Origin of the sequence: Asanoa sp. NPDC049573, from assembly GCF_040676615.1 — a bacterium.
GTDB lineage: Bacteria > Actinomycetota > Actinomycetes > Mycobacteriales > Micromonosporaceae > Asanoa.
Genome location: NZ_JBFAPI010000010.1, coordinates 233,202 through 246,768, shown reverse-complemented (window position 1 = coordinate 246,768; position 13,567 = coordinate 233,202). Strand labels below are relative to the sequence as shown.

The window sequence follows — 13,567 nt, the reverse complement described above, 5'->3', positions numbered from 1 at the left end:
CAGAGGACATGGCAAGGCAGACCTCACCCACCCGGGCTGCGGGTCGGCGATGTCTGGTGGGGGGTCGGGGACGGACCGCGACGGCGCGCGAGGTGCACTGCTCACACGTTCGTCACATCGATGAAACAACGTGGTCTGGAGCCGACCCTAATCGCTGATCATCAACATGTCCACATCTTTCGATTGTCTAGAGCAGACTTTCATCTTCACCGACAAAAGTGGGGCCCTCGTCGATCGTTAGCATCCGTCGGGAGGATTCATCCGACGTCCATCTGGCACAGTGGACCCGTGACCTCGGCCGACAGGAGCCTGTTCGCGGCGTCGTTCCAGCACGCCGGCGTCGCCGCCGCCTATGCACACCGGCCGCCGTACCCGCCCGCGGTCTTCGATCTGCTCACCTCGCTGGTCGTCGGGTCGCCGCGGGTCGTGCTCGACCTCGGTGCCGGCGAGGGTGCCCTGGCGCGGCCGCTGGCGTCCCTCGTGGACCGGGTGGACGCGCTGGAGATCTCGGCGGCGATGGTGGCGGCCGGGCGCGCCCGGTCCGGCGGTGACCTCCCCGTCTGGCACGTCACGGCCGTCGAGTCGCAGTCGCTGGACGGGCCGTTCGGGTTGGCGACCGCCGGGGCGAGCCTGCACTGGATGGACTGGCCGCGGACCTTCGCGGTGTTGGGCCGGGTGCTGGCACCGGGCGCGGTGCTGGCGGTGGTCGAGCAGTCCTACCACCGGTTGCCGTGGCAGGAGGCGCTGGTCCCGGTCATCGCCCGCTACTCGCGCAACCAGGCCTACGACCGCGGCTTCTCGCTGCCGGCCGAGCTGGCCCGGCAGGGCCACTGGGAAATCATCGGACGACACGACACGCCGCCGACACCGTTCGTGCAGGATGTCGCGGCCTACATCGAGCAGTTCCATTCAACATCGTCGCTGGCCAGGGAGATTATGCCGGCTGACGAAGCCCGCGCCTTCGACGCGGCGATCGAGGGCCTGGTGCGCGACCACGTGTTACCCGACGGCACGCTGTCGTTGCCGACGATCGCGACGGTCGTGTGGGGTCGCCCCGTCAGGCCGGGTCCCGAGTGATCGAGAGGAGCTAGACGTTCTCGGCGGCCAGCCTCGCGCCGAACGCGGTCAGGGCGGTGCCGGTGGCCACGTCCATCGCGCGGCGGACGCGGCGGCGGCGCAGCACCCCGCGCACCCGGTGCAGCCCGGCGACGACCAGCAGCGAGTAGAGCAGGCCGAGGGCGGCGTGGGTCAGCGCGAACGCCAGGAGCACCACGACCGGGGTGCCGGAGCCGAGGAACTGCGGCAGCACGGCGAGGTAGAAGACCAGCACCTTCGGATTGGTGATGTTGGACAGGAAGCCCTGCCGCCAGCCGGTCCAGGCGCTACCGGCGGCGCCGGACGCGGTGCCGCCGAGCGACGCGTACTCGCCCCGCCAGGCCGACCGGAACGACTGGGCGGCCAGGTAGAGCAGGTAGCCGATGCCGGCCCACTTGACGGCCTGGAAGAGCGGCTCGATGTGCACGATGACCGCGCCCAGGCCGGCCACCGCGAGCAACCCCTGGACCACATTGGACGTGGCGATGCCGGCCGCGCTCCACTGGCCCTGGCGCAGGCCGCCGGCCAGCGTGCTGCGCACAGTGACCGCGAAGTCGGCGCCGGGTATGGCGATCAGGATCAGCGCGAACACCACGAAGGACGCGTAGGAACCCCAGTTCACCGGTCGACCCTAGTCCAGGCGTTGACGGCCAGGCGATTCGTCGTACCCACGTCGATCCCGCCGTCGGGTGTCAGCAGTTGGGCCCGCGCGCCCTTCGCCGGCGCGACGGTCAGGTGTGCGCCGGTGACCGACTCGCCGTCGGTGACCGTGTTGCGCCACAGCACCCGGGCCCGGACGGTCTCGCCGGGTGCGACGTCGATCGGCCTGGGCGGGCGGTCCCAGACGTCGGGCGAGCTCACCGGTTCCGAGCCGGTGCCGACGGTGATCTTCATGGGCCGGCCGTACATGTCGAGCATGGTGATGACCGGGAAACCGTCGACCTGGTACGGGCTGGTGCCGCAGTTGCGCAACGTGATGCCGAGCGCGCGCAGGCCGGCTGCGGCCTCGACCTGGTCGCCGGAGATCTGGTAGCCGTCGGGGCAGGCCGGCTCGCTCGGCGACGCCGGTGGCGGCTCGGGCGGCGGGAGCGGTGGCGCGGCGTCGCACGCCGCCAGCAGCACGAGGCTGGCGGCGGCGAGCAACGCCCGGGTGGTGCGAGATGTCATGCGAACGTGTACGGGGTCAGGTAGTCGGGGACGACGATCCGGGTCCGCGGCGCGACCCGCCGGATCTCGTTGATCATCGCAGACAGCCGCTCGCGGTCGGCCGGGGCCACCGCCGGCGGGTTGGTCAGCGGCGTCTCGAAGTTGTCCCAGTGCACCGGCACCACGACGCCCGGGTGGCCCAGGGCGTCGAGCAGCCGCGGCACGTAGTCGTGGGTCGCGGTGCTCGAGGCCATCGCCACCATCGCGATGTCGGGCCGCATCCCGTCGACGTTGCGGGCGACGAAGTCGCTGGCGCCCATGAAGAACACCGACGGCCCGTCGGCGATCGTGAGTAGGAAGGCGAGCGTGTCACCCTCCGGCAGGTCGGCCACCGTCGTCGGTCGCGGCGGCTGGCTGAGCCGCACACCCGGGATGCCGACCGAGTAGCCGGCGTTGCGGCTGTGCAGCGACGCGGCCACCTCGACGGTGTAGTCGCCGAAGTCGAGCACCTCGCCGCCCTTGAGCGGGCCGAGCTGGGCGGCCGGGATGCCGGACGCGAGGCCGAGCTGGTAGGTCGTCAGCGTGCCCAGCACCCGCGCACCGGTGGTGGTCGCGATGTGCGGCACGTCGTTGAAGTGGTCCCAGTGCGAGTGGGTCACCAGCACCGTCTCGGGGCGGCCGGCGTGGGCGTCGACGGTCGCGGCGTTGACGGTCAGCGGGGTGGCGGGGTCCATCGCGCCGTCGAACAGCCCGGTCCGGTAGCGGCTCAGGTAGGGGTCGACGAGCACCGTCCGGGCGCCGATGTCGATCCGCCAGCCGGCCGTGCCGAACCAGCGGAAGGTGGCCGCCCCCTTGTTCCATGGGCGCGGCGCGGCGTCGGCGGGGCTCGTCAATCCGGCCGCCCCCGCGGCGGCCAGTCCGGTCGCGGCGGCGGCGGTGCGCAGCAGTCCTCGGCGGTGGATGCGGGTGTCAGTCATGAGGTGCAGCCCATCATCACCGGGCGGCCCGCGTCCAAGACCAAGATCTAAAATCGCTGATAGGCGTACGCGTATCAGTGCTGGTCGCGCAGCCCTTCGACGGCTGTCCGGGCGGCTTCGCCCATGGCAAGGTCGATGTCGATCCGGCGGGCCTGCTGGCCCGAGCGGGCCCGGGCGAAGATCGACAGGGCGTAGCGGCCGCCGTCCGGGTACTCGACCACGCCGGCTTCCATGTGCAGCCCCGGCAGCGTGCCGGTCTTGGCGTAGACGCGGACGTCGGGTGGGAAGCCGGACTGGATCCGGGTCCAGAAGATCTGCCGCGCCAAGAGGCCGCGCACTATCGCGGTCGCCGCGGGCGGGCCGGCCTCGTCCCGCCAGATCATTCCGAGCAGCCGGTTGACCTCACGGGGCGTGCTGGAGGTGGTCCGGGCCGGGTCGAAGACGCTCAGCGCGCGGACCCGCTCCTCGGTGAGCGTCGGGAAGATGGCCACGAACTCGGCGTCGTCGCGGGCACCGACGTCGGCATACATCGACTCGAGCAGCTGCCGCGGCCCACCGGTGATCCGCGTCGCGGTCAGGCCGAGCTCGGCCGCGAGCAATGGCAGGACATCGGCACCCACCCGGCGCATCAGCAGGTCGGCGGCGGTGTTGTCGGTGAAGGCCATGGCGAAGTAGGCGAGGTCGCGCAACGAGAGCTCGGCGTCGTCGGCGCAGCCCCCGGTCCCCCACCCACCGAGCCGGTCCGCCGCCCGCACGACGACCCGCTCGGTCGGGTCGAGCTGCCCGGCGGCGGCCTGCCGGGCGAACTCCAGCACGAGGAGGATCTTGAAAATGGAGGCCAGCACGACGTGCTCGTCCGCCTTGATACCGATTTCCGCCCGACTGTCGATGTCGACGGCGTGCAGGTGGGCGTCGACCCCGACGGCGTCGAAGATGCCGGCGATCCGCTGCGGTGTTGACACGGTGACCGAGGCTACCGATATCCGAACGCATATCCTCGGCCGGATGGACCTGGCCCGACACCTGCGGCAGTTCCTCGTCGTAGCCGAGGAGATGCACTTCGGTCGCGCCGCGGAGCGGCTCGGCATCGCGCAGCCGCCACTGAGCCAGACCATCCAACGCCTGGAACGCGAGTTGGGTGTGGCGCTGTTCGACCGGTCCCGCCGGCAGATCACCCTGACGGTCGCCGGCCGCCTGCTGACGGCGGAGGCGGCCACCATGCTGGCCGCGGAGGACCGCGTCCGCGTGGTGATGCGCAAGGTGCGCGACGGCCAGCTCGGCACGTTGCGGGCCGGCGTGCCCCCCGAGCTGCCGGCGGTCACCCTGCAGGCGCTGCTGGCCGGGATCGCCGAGCGTGCGCCCGGGCTGGACGTCGACCTGCACGAACTGACCAGCGCCGAGCAGCTGCGGGGTCTGGCCGAGGCGCGGCTCGACGTCGGTTTGGTCCACCACCCGGTCGACCTGTCCGACGGCCTGCTCGCTGGCCCGGCCGTCAGCGTCCGGCTGGGCGTGGTCCTACCCCGGGCGTCTCCGCTGGCCCAACTCCGGGAACTCGACCTGGCCGACCTGGCGGGCCACGACCTGGCCATCTTCCCCCGGGCGACGGCCCCGGCCTGGTACGACGAAATCCTCGACCACTGCCGTCGCTCCGGCTTCACCCCGGCCCGGATCCGCCACGCCCACAACCCCGACTTCCTGCTCGGCCTGGTGCTGGCCCGCCGGTGCGTGGCCTTCGAGCCGGAATCCACCGCCCGCCGCGAGCCGAGAGTGGCGTGGCGCCCCCTGACCGGCGCGCCGCTGGCCCGCCGGACGTCGGCAGTCTGGCCGGCCGCTTCACCACACCCGGCGGCGGAAACCTTCAGCGCGGTGGCCGCTCGCATCCTGGCCGGCCCGGCTCCGACTGCACCACCGACCGCGACCCCTCAACCCTGGGCGGTCGTCTTCGACCCTCGAACCCCCGGCGCCGACGCGGTCTGAACAACCGGCCCGACCGCATGGGTTCCTGACCGGGGGCGGGTCGGTGTGGCGGAACCCCGGCTAGTTGTCGACGACCAGGCGGGCCGCGAGGCCGGCGAAGACCGCCGCGGAGGCGCGCTCCATCCGCCGCCGGAAGCCGGGCCGGGCGGCGATCTTCTCGGACAGGGTGCCCGAGAGGAGGCCGGCGGTTCCGTCGACGGCCAGGCCGACCACGATGAAGACCAACCCGAGCAGGAGCAGTTGGGCGGTGACCGGCCACGCGCCCGCGCCCGTGCCGACGAACTGCGGCAGGAACGCCAGATAGAACAGGATCACCTTCGGGTTGGCCAGGTTGGTCAGCGTCGCCATCAGGTAGGTGCGGCGCAGCGAGCGCCGGGCAGGTAGCTCGATCGGCGACGCGGTGGCCCGGCTGTTGCGCCACGTCGTCACCGCCAGGTAGAGCAGGAACAGCGCGCCGGCGATGCGGACCGCGGACAGCGCCTCGGGCGCGGCGCGGATCAGCGCGCCCAGGCCGAATGCCGCCGCCGCCGTGTGGATGGCCAGGCCCGTCGACATGCCGAGGGCGGCGAGAACCCCGGCCCGGCGACCGCCGGCCACCCCGTTGGCGACGATGAACAACAGGTCGGGGCCCGGCGCGATGGCCAACAGGGCGCTCGCGACCACGAACGCGAGCAGGAGGTGAGTGTCCACCTCGGAAAATATAGCCGCGGGTGTATCAACCGCGACCGTTAATGTGTCTGTGTGTCGAGCGGCGGCGTCCACTCGGCCACCTGGAGGAACCATGCGAGACGATCCCACCGTCGTCGGGCTGGTCGAGAAGGCCAGGCACGGCGACGCCGGGGCCTGGGACGATCTGGTCGAGCGCTACGCGCCGCTGGTGTGGGCGATCTGCCGGCGCTACGGGCTGGCCGGCGCCGATGCCGAAGACGTCGCCGCGTGCGTGTGGCTGCGGCTGGTCGAGCGGCTCGACACGATCCGCGAGCCGGCCGCGTTGCCGGGCTGGCTCGCCACCACCGTGCGCCGGGAGTGCCTGGCGCTGCTTCGTTCCCGGCGGCGGCAGGTGCTGGTCGGCGACGAGGCCGGGCTCGACACCGTCGACGACCCGGCTTTCGAGGAACTGCTGGTGACCGAGGAGCGGCACATCGCGTTGCGGGCCGCGTTCGGCAACCTACCCGAGCACTGCCGGCGGCTGCTCGCGCTGCTGTTCGACGATCCGCCCGCTCCCTATGCTGAGATCAGCAGCAGCACCGGCACCCCGGTCGGCGCCATCGGGCCGACCCGCCGGCGCTGCCTCGACAAGCTGCGGAGCGACCCGGTGCTGGCCGCGGTCGCCGGAGCGGAGCGGCCATGAACGACGACGAGATCCTGGCCGCCCTCGCCGCGGCCCGCAGGTCGGCCACCTCGGTGCCCGAGCGGATCCGCGAGATCGGGCGGTCCGCGTTCGCCTGGCGCACGGTCGACGCCGAACTGGCCGCCCTCACCCCCGACCCGGCGGTCGGCGCCCGAGCCGAACCGGCCGCGGTCCGGGCGCTGACCTTCGCGGCCCGCGACCTCACGATCGAGGTCGAGGTCACCGACGACGCGCTGCACGGCCAGGTCGTGCCGCCCCAGCGCGGCGAGATCGAACTGCGCGACCGCTCGGGGGTGGTGGCGGTCGCGCAGGTCGACGACGTCGGCTGGTTCGTGCTCGGCCCGTTGCCGCGCGGCATGTTCCGGCTGCACCTGCGCGCCGGCGACGCCGTCGTGGTCACCGAATGGATCACGATCTAGGCGACGTCCCGGCAGATCGTCTCCCGCCGTACGATCACGCGGGCCGCGCCGTCGCGCACCGCGATCAGCGGTCGTCGCCCGACCAGGTTGTAGTTGGACGCCGACGGCAGGTGGTAGGCACCCGCACCGGGTGCGGCCAACAAGTCGCCCGGGGCGCAGGTCGGCGGGCAGCGGCACCGCCCGGGCGAGCACGTCGCCGGCCTCGTCGTGACGACCGACGATCGTGCTCGACACCGCCGGACCGGTGCCGGCCCGGCCCAACAGGACGGCCGTATACCGGGCTCCGTAGAGAGCTGGCCGGGGGTTGTCGCTCAGCCCTCCGTCGATGGCGACGAGTTGGGTGCCCTCCGGTTCGCGGCGAACCGCCACGACCCGGTACAGGGCCACCCCGGCCCGGGCGACGACCGCCCGGCCCGGTGTCATCACGAGCCCCGGTTCCGGCACGCCCTGGCGTTCGCAGGCCAGGCCCAGGACCGCCCGGGCCCGGCCTGCGAACGCGGCGACGGCGAAGGGGGACTCGCCGTCGACGGCGGGGGCGGGGCAACCCCCACCGATGTTGATCTCCCGGACCACGATTCCCGTCGTACGGCCGATATCCGGCCACCTGGACCAGTCGCTGGATCGCCCGCTCGTAACCGCCGAACCGGCTGATCTGCGAGCCGACGTAACAGTCCAGGCCGACCAGCACCAGGACCACCGCTTCGGTCTCTCCGCTCATGCCACCGATCGTGGACCCGCCCGGGCTGCGGATGCACCGCCCTTGACGCGGTCGATACGCCGTCGCGCCCGCCTGTGACTCGTTTTTGACGCCGGCTCGGTTCTTCGGCCGCGATCACGCCGGTGGCTCGGGGTGGCGACCGCTCGGCCTCACCCCGGGCCGGCTAGCGGTGGCCCAGGGCCGCGTCGGCGGCCTGGATCTCCTTGCGGAACTTGGCGTGCGACCAGGTCTTCTCGTCGCCGACGTTGATCCGCGCCCAGATGCCCTTGGCCGGGCCGATCACGGTCTGGCGAGGCAGCCGGCGCAGCACCTCCTTCGGGGTGGTGCCGTTGAAGTTGGCGTTCAGCACCACAATGGACTGATCGGTGACGGCGACGATGCGGCGCCGGACCGCGGCCTGGCCGAGCAGGCCGGTGAGTCCGCCGAGCCACGGCGAGGCGCCCGACTGGGCGAGGAAGATCTGGTGGATCCGTTCGTTGGGGAGCAGCGGCTGGGTCCGCTGGATGAGCTTGTCGCGCAGGGCCATTTGCGTACGCCTTTCTGCATCATGATCAACCGGCCCGGAGTCTAGAAACCTGTGCGCGATCCTGTACGCCCCGTCGTCAGGGGTCAGCCCGATCGGCGCCCCGGTGCACCCGAACGGACCGCTCGACCGAATCCGGCGGCGGCGTCCCGCCGATGCCGGAGATCCGTCGTCACGGTCGCGTCCCGTCGCCACGCGCCCGCGGCACGACCAGACCGGTCTCATAGGCGGCGACCACCGCCTGGGTGCGGTCGCGCAGGCCGAGCTTGGTCAGCATCCGGCTGACGTGGGTCTTGACCGTCTCCTCGGTCACCACCAGCCGGGCGGCGATCTCCGGGTTGGACAGGCCCTCGGCGACCAGGCGCAGCACCTGGGTCTCCCGCGGGGTCAGTGCCGACAACGCCACCGGGTCGGGTGCCGACGGGCGGTGCTGGCGGGCGAACTCGCTGATCAGCCGGCGGGTCACGGTCGGCGCGAGCAGGGCCTCCCCCGCGGCGACGACCCGGACGGCGTCGAACAGCGACTCCGCCCGCACGTCCTTGAGCAGGAAGCCGCTGGCGCCCGCGCGGATCGCGTCGTAGACGTACTCGTCCAGGTCGAACGTGGTCAGGATGAGCACCCGCGGGTGTGCCGGCGACGCGGTCAGCAGCCGGGTCGCCTCGATGCCGTCGACGCCGGGCATCCGCACGTCCATCAGCACCACGTCGGGCGCGGTCCCGGCGCAGACCCGCACGGCCTCGGCGCCGTCCGCGGCGGTGCCGACCACGGTGATGTCGGGCTGGGTGGCCAGCAGGCCGGCGAACCCGCCGCGCACCACCTCGTGGTCGTCGGCCACCACCACGCGGATCATCGGTCCTCCTGGACGCAGGTGGGCAGGGTGGCCTCGACGACGAAGCCGCCGGCGGCGCCGCCGGCGCCGGTGCGCAACTCGCCGCCGACGGCCGCGGCCCGCTCGCGCATGCCCGAGAGGCCGTGGCCGGCACCGCCGGGCCCCGGACCGGGCCCGTTGTCGCGGATCCGCAGGCACAGCGCGTCAGCACGATAGGTGATCTCGACGTCGACCGCGGCACCCGGAGCGTGCCGGCGGGCGTTGGTCAGCGCTTCCTGCACGATCCGGTAGGCCGCCAACTCCACGCCCGGGTCCAGCGAGACCGGCGCACCGCGCAGGATCAGCCGGGTGCCCGACCCGGACGCGTCGCGGGCCTCGTCGAGCAGCGCGGTCAACTCGCGCAACCCAGGCTGCGGCCGCCGTTCCGGGACGCCGACGTCGGCGTCCGAGCGCAGCACGCCCAGCAGCCGGCGCATCTCGGTGAGCGCGGCGCGTGCCGTACCCCCGATGGCCTCGAATCGCTGCGCGCCCGCCTCCGGCAACCCGGCCGTGGTCAGTCGCGCGTTCTCCGCCTGCACCGAGATCATCGAGATGTGATGTGCCACGACGTCGTGCAACTCCCGGGCGATCCGGGCCCGTTCGCCGCGCGCGGTGTGCTCGACCAGGGTGCCGGCGAACGCGTCCCGGGCCGCGAGGTGTGCCGCGTCGGCGCGGCTGACCCGCAGGGCCGCGCCGGCCAGCACGCACATCGGCAGCAGGCCGGCCAGCACCACCGCGACCGGGAAGAAGACGGCCAGCACCAGGTACGGCAGCCCGAGCGGCACCGCCACCGCCAGCGCACCCCGGCGCCCGACCAGGTAGCCGGCCACGAGTTGGGCCAGCAGGCCGGTCACGATGGCCAGCCGGAAACCGGCCAGCGCGACGACCGACGCGGCGGTGACCAGTAGCGCGCCGGCGGTCGGGTTGCGCAACGCCAGCGGGGCCGTCGACGCCACCGCGAGCGCACCGACGGCGACCAGGAACAGGGTCGTGACCTGCGGTGACGCCGACCGGACGAGCACCTCGACCAGCGCGGCCACCGCCAGCACGGCGGCGGCCGCGCGGCGGGTCGCGGGCGAGGTCACGCTGCCATTCTCGCCGCCGGCCGAAGCGGGGTCGTCCCTCGCACCAGGGATGTGCGCACCCCTCCCGCCAGGGACGTCGAAGATGGCTCCCACGCGGGACGACCGGGAGCGCCGCGCTTCGTAGCGTGACGTGTCATGGAAGCCACCATCAAGGTCGACGGCCTGCGCAAGACGTACGGGTCGACCGTCGCGCTGGACGGGATGACGTTCACCGTCAACCCCGGTCGGGTCACCGCGTTCGTCGGGCCCAACGGCGCCGGCAAGTCCACGACCATGCGTGTCGTCCTCGGTCTCGACCGGGTCGACGCGGGCACCGCGCTCATCGGGGGCCGGCCGTACCGCAGCCTGCGCACACCGCTGCGGCACGTCGGCGCGTTGCTCGACGCGTCCGCCCTGCATCCGTCCCGCAGCGGCCGCGACCACCTGCTCTGGCAGGCGCACTCGCAGCGGCTCGGCGGCAAGCGGGTCGACGAGGTGCTCCGGCTGACCGGGCTGGCCGACGTCGGCCGGCGTTCGGCCGGCGGCTACTCGCTCGGCATGCGGCAGCGCCTCGGCGTCGCCGGCGCGCTGCTCGGCGACCCGCCGGTGCTCATGCTCGACGAGCCGTTCAACGGGCTCGACCCGGAGGGGATCCGGTGGATGCGCGGTTTCCTGCGCGCGCTGGCCGCCGAGGGCCGCGCCGTCCTGGTCTCCAGCCACCTGATGAGCGAGTTGCAGGACACGGCCGGCCACCTGGTCGTGGTCGGCCGGGGTCGGGTGGTCGCCGACACCAGTGTCGCCGACCTGATCGCGGCGGCCTCCGGCGACCGCGTCACCCTGCGCACCAGTGCCCGGACCGAGGCGATGACCGCGCTGGCCCGGGAGGGCGCCACGGTCGCCGTGACCGACCGCGACACGCTGACCGTCGACGGGCTGCCCGCCGACCGGGTGGTGGTCGTGCTGAGCGGTGCCGGCGTCCCGTTCTCGGAGGTCGCCGCGCACCGGGCGACGCTCGAGGAGGCGTACATGGACCTCACCCGCGACGCCGTCGAGTTCCGCGCCGAGCCGACGGAGGTCGCGCGATGAGCGGGTTCGTCGGACTGCTGCACGCCGAACTGACCAAGTTCCGCTCGGTTCGCGGCTGGGTGATCGGTTGCGGGCTGGCCGTCTTCCTGATGCTGTTGTTCGCCGGGTTGGCCGGTGCCGGCAACAGCCACACCGGCAACGGCCCGGGCGGTGGCGCGCTGCCGGTCGGGCCCGACGGCACGCGGGTCCTCGACGGCCTCACCCTCGTGCACCAGCCGCTCGACGGCGACGGCTCGCTCACCGTGCGGGTGGCGTCGCTGGTCGGCTCGGAGCCGCCGGAGCCCCCCCAGGACGGCGCCGCTCCCACGGCGCCGGAGCGGCCGGCCGCGCCGCCAACCGCGGCACCCGAGCCGTGGGCCAAGGCGGGCCTGATCGTGAAGTCGGGCACCGCGCCCGGTTCGCCCTACGCGGCGGTCATGGTCACCGGCGGGCACGGGGTACGCATGCAGCACGACTTCGTCCACGACACCGCCGGGCCGGCCGACGCCCGCTGGTTGCGGCTGGTCCGCGCGGGCGGGACGGTCACCGGGTACGCGTCGGCCGACGGCACCGCCTGGACCCAGGTCGGCACGGCGGCGCTCGCGGCCGGTGAAGCGACGGCCGGGATCTTCGTCGCCACGCCCGGGCACGAGGAGTTCGACCAGTACCCCGGCGGCGCCAGCAGCATCGGCGGCAAGGTGATCGCCACCGGCACCTTCGACAACCTCGTGATCGCCGGCGGCCGGCCCGGTGCCGGCTGGGAGACGAGGGCGGTCGCCAACGAGAACGACCCGCAGGCGCCGCCGCTGCTGTCCGAGCACGACGGCGACACCTTCACCGTGCAGGGCAGCGGCGACGTCGCGCCGGCCACCGGGGGCCCCGGACCCAAGCTGGAGCAGACGCTGGTCGGCAGCTTCGCCGCGCTGACCGTCGTGGCCGTGCTCGGGGTCCTGTTCGTGACCACCGAATACCGGCGCGGCCTCGTGCGCACCACGTTCACCACGACGCCGGGCCGGATCCGGGTGCTCGCCGCCAAGGCGGTCGTGCTCGGCGCCATCACCTTCGCCGTCGGCCTGGTCGCCTCGACCGGCGCGCTGCTGCTCGGCAAGGCGATCCTGGGCGAGGACTACGGCGCGACGGTCGGCACCCAGGTGCGCCTCGTGGTGGGCACCGCGGCGCTGCTCGCCGTGGCCGCTGTCTTCGCTCTCGCGATCGGCACGATCCTGCGGCGGGGCGCGGGAGCCGTCGCGGCCGTCGTCGTCCTGATCACGCTGCCCTACATCCTTTCGGTGGCGGCGGTGCTGCCGGCCGTACCCGCGCAATGGGTGTTGCGATTGACCCCCGCGGCGGCGTTCGCGGTGCAGCAGACGCTGCACGTCTGGCCGCAGGTCTACCAGGCCTACACCCCGGCGTTCGGATACTTCCCGCTGTCGGCGTGGGGCGGTTTCGCGGTGCTCTGCGGCTGGACCGCGGCCGCGCTCGCGATCGCCGCCGTACTCCTCCGCAGGCGGGACGCATGACGGGCGCGCTGCACGCCGAGTGGACCAAGCTGCGTACGGTGGCCGGTCCGTTGTGGTTGGTCGTCGGGGCGGCGGCGCTGACGGCGGCGCTGAGCGTGGCGGCCGTCGCTGCGGCCGAGTGCCCCGCGACCGGCTGCGGCCAGGACGCGGTGCGGACCAGCCTCACCGGCGTCCAACTCGGCCAGGCGATCGTGGCGGTGCTCGCGGTGCTGGTGATCGGCGACGAGTACCGCACCGGGCTGATCCGCACCACGCTCGCGACCGTCCCGTCCCGGGTGACGGTGCTGGCGGCGAAGGGCGCGGTGGTGGCCGGCGCGACGCTGGCGGCGGCCGTGCCGGGCGTGCTCGGTGCCTACCTGGCTGGGCGGCTGATGCTGCCCGGCCGGGGGTTCACCGCCGCGCACGGCTACCCCCCGCTGTCGCTGACCGACGGTGCGACACTGCGGGCGGTGGCCGGCTCGGTCCTCTACCTGACGCTGGTCGCGCTGATGAGCCTGGGCCTGGCGGCGGCGGTACGTGACGCGCCCACCGGCGTCGGCACGGTGCTCGGTGTTCTCTACCTCGCGCCGGTGCTGATCACGGTCGTCTCGGACCCGGACTGGGAGAAGCGGTTGCGGCAGCTCACGCCGAGCAACGCGGGCCTGTCCATCCAGCACACGATCGGCGTCGCCGACCTGCCGATCGGGCCGTGGGCCGGGCTGGGTGTGCTGGCCCTCTGGTCAGCCGGCGCGCTCCTGCTCGGCGGGCTGCTCCTGCGGCTGCGGGACGCGTAGCGGCCCAGGCGCGGCTACGGGACGCCCAGGCGCGGCGGCGGGACGCGTGGCGGCCCAGGCGCGGCCGCGAG

General features: G+C 73.4%; 16 protein-coding genes and 1 pseudogene. 7 read left to right on the top strand and 10 right to left on the bottom strand.

Annotation, left to right across the window (positions count from 1 at the left end):
* Positions 1-288 precede the first annotated feature (288 nt).
* Positions 289-1,077, top strand: a complete 789-nt coding sequence (locus AB0J74_RS23225; protein ID WP_363451190.1) for a class I SAM-dependent methyltransferase — start codon at positions 289-291, stop codon at positions 1,075-1,077.
* A gap of 10 nt (positions 1,078-1,087) precedes the next feature.
* Here AB0J74_RS23225 and AB0J74_RS23220 read toward each other — a convergent pair whose 3' ends face one another.
* The 4 genes from AB0J74_RS23220 to AB0J74_RS23205 all read right to left on the bottom strand — a co-directional run bounded on the left by AB0J74_RS23220 (position 1,088) and on the right by AB0J74_RS23205 (position 4,180).
* Positions 1,088-1,717: a LysE family translocator gene (locus tag AB0J74_RS23220; RefSeq protein WP_363451188.1), complete on the bottom strand. Its 630-nt coding sequence runs from the start codon at positions 1,715-1,717 to the stop codon at positions 1,088-1,090.
* Entirely contained in the window at positions 1,714-2,262 is a 549-nt protein-coding gene (locus AB0J74_RS23215) for a DUF4232 domain-containing protein (protein ID WP_363451186.1), read from the bottom strand. Before AB0J74_RS23215 ends, AB0J74_RS23220 begins: the two co-directional genes overlap by 4 nt.
* Positions 2,259-3,218, bottom strand: coding sequence for an MBL fold metallo-hydrolase (locus tag AB0J74_RS23210; RefSeq protein ID WP_363451184.1), 960 nt, complete (start codon positions 3,216-3,218; stop codon positions 2,259-2,261). Before AB0J74_RS23210 ends, AB0J74_RS23215 begins: the two co-directional genes overlap by 4 nt.
* A 74-nt stretch (positions 3,219-3,292) precedes the next feature.
* Entirely contained in the window at positions 3,293-4,180 is an 888-nt protein-coding gene (locus AB0J74_RS23205) for a serine hydrolase (protein ID WP_363451182.1), read from the bottom strand.
* Between the two features lie 43 nt (positions 4,181-4,223).
* On the opposite strand from AB0J74_RS23205, the gene AB0J74_RS23200 reads away from it, so the two are divergent.
* The gene (locus AB0J74_RS23200; RefSeq protein ID WP_363451180.1) at positions 4,224-5,195 is read left to right on the top strand and encodes a LysR family transcriptional regulator; all 972 of its coding nucleotides are present in this window, start codon (positions 4,224-4,226) and stop codon (positions 5,193-5,195) included.
* A 60-nt stretch (positions 5,196-5,255) separates the two neighbouring features.
* Here AB0J74_RS23200 and AB0J74_RS23195 read toward each other — a convergent pair whose 3' ends face one another.
* Positions 5,256-5,885 (bottom strand): LysE family translocator, encoded by a 630-nt coding sequence (locus AB0J74_RS23195; RefSeq protein ID WP_363451178.1) that lies wholly within the window; start codon positions 5,883-5,885, stop codon positions 5,256-5,258.
* Positions 5,886-5,976: 91 nt separating this feature from the next.
* Between AB0J74_RS23195 and AB0J74_RS23190 the strand changes: the two genes are divergently transcribed.
* Together AB0J74_RS23190 and AB0J74_RS23185 are read left to right on the top strand one after the other, a co-directional pair.
* Entirely contained in the window at positions 5,977-6,546 is a 570-nt protein-coding gene (locus AB0J74_RS23190; RefSeq protein WP_363451176.1) for a sigma-70 family RNA polymerase sigma factor, read from the top strand.
* A complete protein-coding gene (locus AB0J74_RS23185; RefSeq protein WP_363451257.1) occupies positions 6,543-6,965 on the top strand; it encodes a hypothetical protein in 423 nt (140 codons plus the stop codon). The genes AB0J74_RS23190 and AB0J74_RS23185 overlap by 4 nt, the downstream gene beginning before the upstream one ends.
* On the opposite strand, the gene AB0J74_RS23180 is transcribed toward AB0J74_RS23185, so the two are convergent.
* From AB0J74_RS23180 to AB0J74_RS23160, 5 genes and pseudogenes are all read right to left on the bottom strand, one after another.
* Complete coding sequence (locus AB0J74_RS23180; RefSeq protein ID WP_363451255.1) at positions 6,962-7,105, bottom strand: hypothetical protein; 144 nt, start codon at positions 7,103-7,105, stop codon at positions 6,962-6,964. The two genes, AB0J74_RS23185 and AB0J74_RS23180, sit on opposite strands and share 4 nt — an antisense overlap.
* A gap of 52 nt (positions 7,106-7,157) precedes the next feature.
* Positions 7,158-7,388 (bottom strand): annotated as a pseudogene (locus AB0J74_RS23175) (diaminopimelate decarboxylase); the annotation flags it as partial.
* Positions 7,389-7,846: 458 nt separating this feature from the next.
* Positions 7,847-8,209 carry a hypothetical protein gene (locus AB0J74_RS23170; protein ID WP_363451174.1) on the bottom strand — a complete coding sequence of 121 codons (363 nt, stop codon included), beginning with the start codon at positions 8,207-8,209 and terminating at the stop codon, positions 7,847-7,849.
* 169 nt (positions 8,210-8,378) lie between these two features.
* Positions 8,379-9,056, bottom strand: a complete 678-nt coding sequence (locus AB0J74_RS23165) for a response regulator transcription factor (protein WP_363451172.1) — start codon at positions 9,054-9,056, stop codon at positions 8,379-8,381.
* Positions 9,053-10,159, bottom strand: coding sequence for a histidine kinase (locus tag AB0J74_RS23160; protein WP_363451170.1), 1,107 nt, complete (start codon positions 10,157-10,159; stop codon positions 9,053-9,055). The genes AB0J74_RS23165 and AB0J74_RS23160 overlap by 4 nt, the downstream gene beginning before the upstream one ends.
* A gap of 135 nt (positions 10,160-10,294) precedes the next feature.
* Between AB0J74_RS23160 and AB0J74_RS23155 the strand changes: the two genes are divergently transcribed.
* The 3 genes from AB0J74_RS23155 to AB0J74_RS23145 are packed head-to-tail and all read left to right on the top strand — an operon-like array spanning position 10,295 to position 13,496.
* Entirely contained in the window at positions 10,295-11,224 is a 930-nt protein-coding gene (locus AB0J74_RS23155) for an ATP-binding cassette domain-containing protein (RefSeq protein ID WP_363451168.1), read from the top strand.
* Complete coding sequence (locus AB0J74_RS23150) at positions 11,221-12,723, top strand: ABC transporter permease subunit (RefSeq protein ID WP_363451166.1); 1,503 nt, start codon at positions 11,221-11,223, stop codon at positions 12,721-12,723. The genes AB0J74_RS23155 and AB0J74_RS23150 overlap by 4 nt, the downstream gene beginning before the upstream one ends.
* Complete coding sequence (locus AB0J74_RS23145; RefSeq protein ID WP_363451164.1) at positions 12,720-13,496, top strand: ABC transporter permease; 777 nt, start codon at positions 12,720-12,722, stop codon at positions 13,494-13,496. Before AB0J74_RS23150 ends, AB0J74_RS23145 begins: the two co-directional genes overlap by 4 nt.
* Positions 13,497-13,567 lie beyond the last annotated feature (71 nt).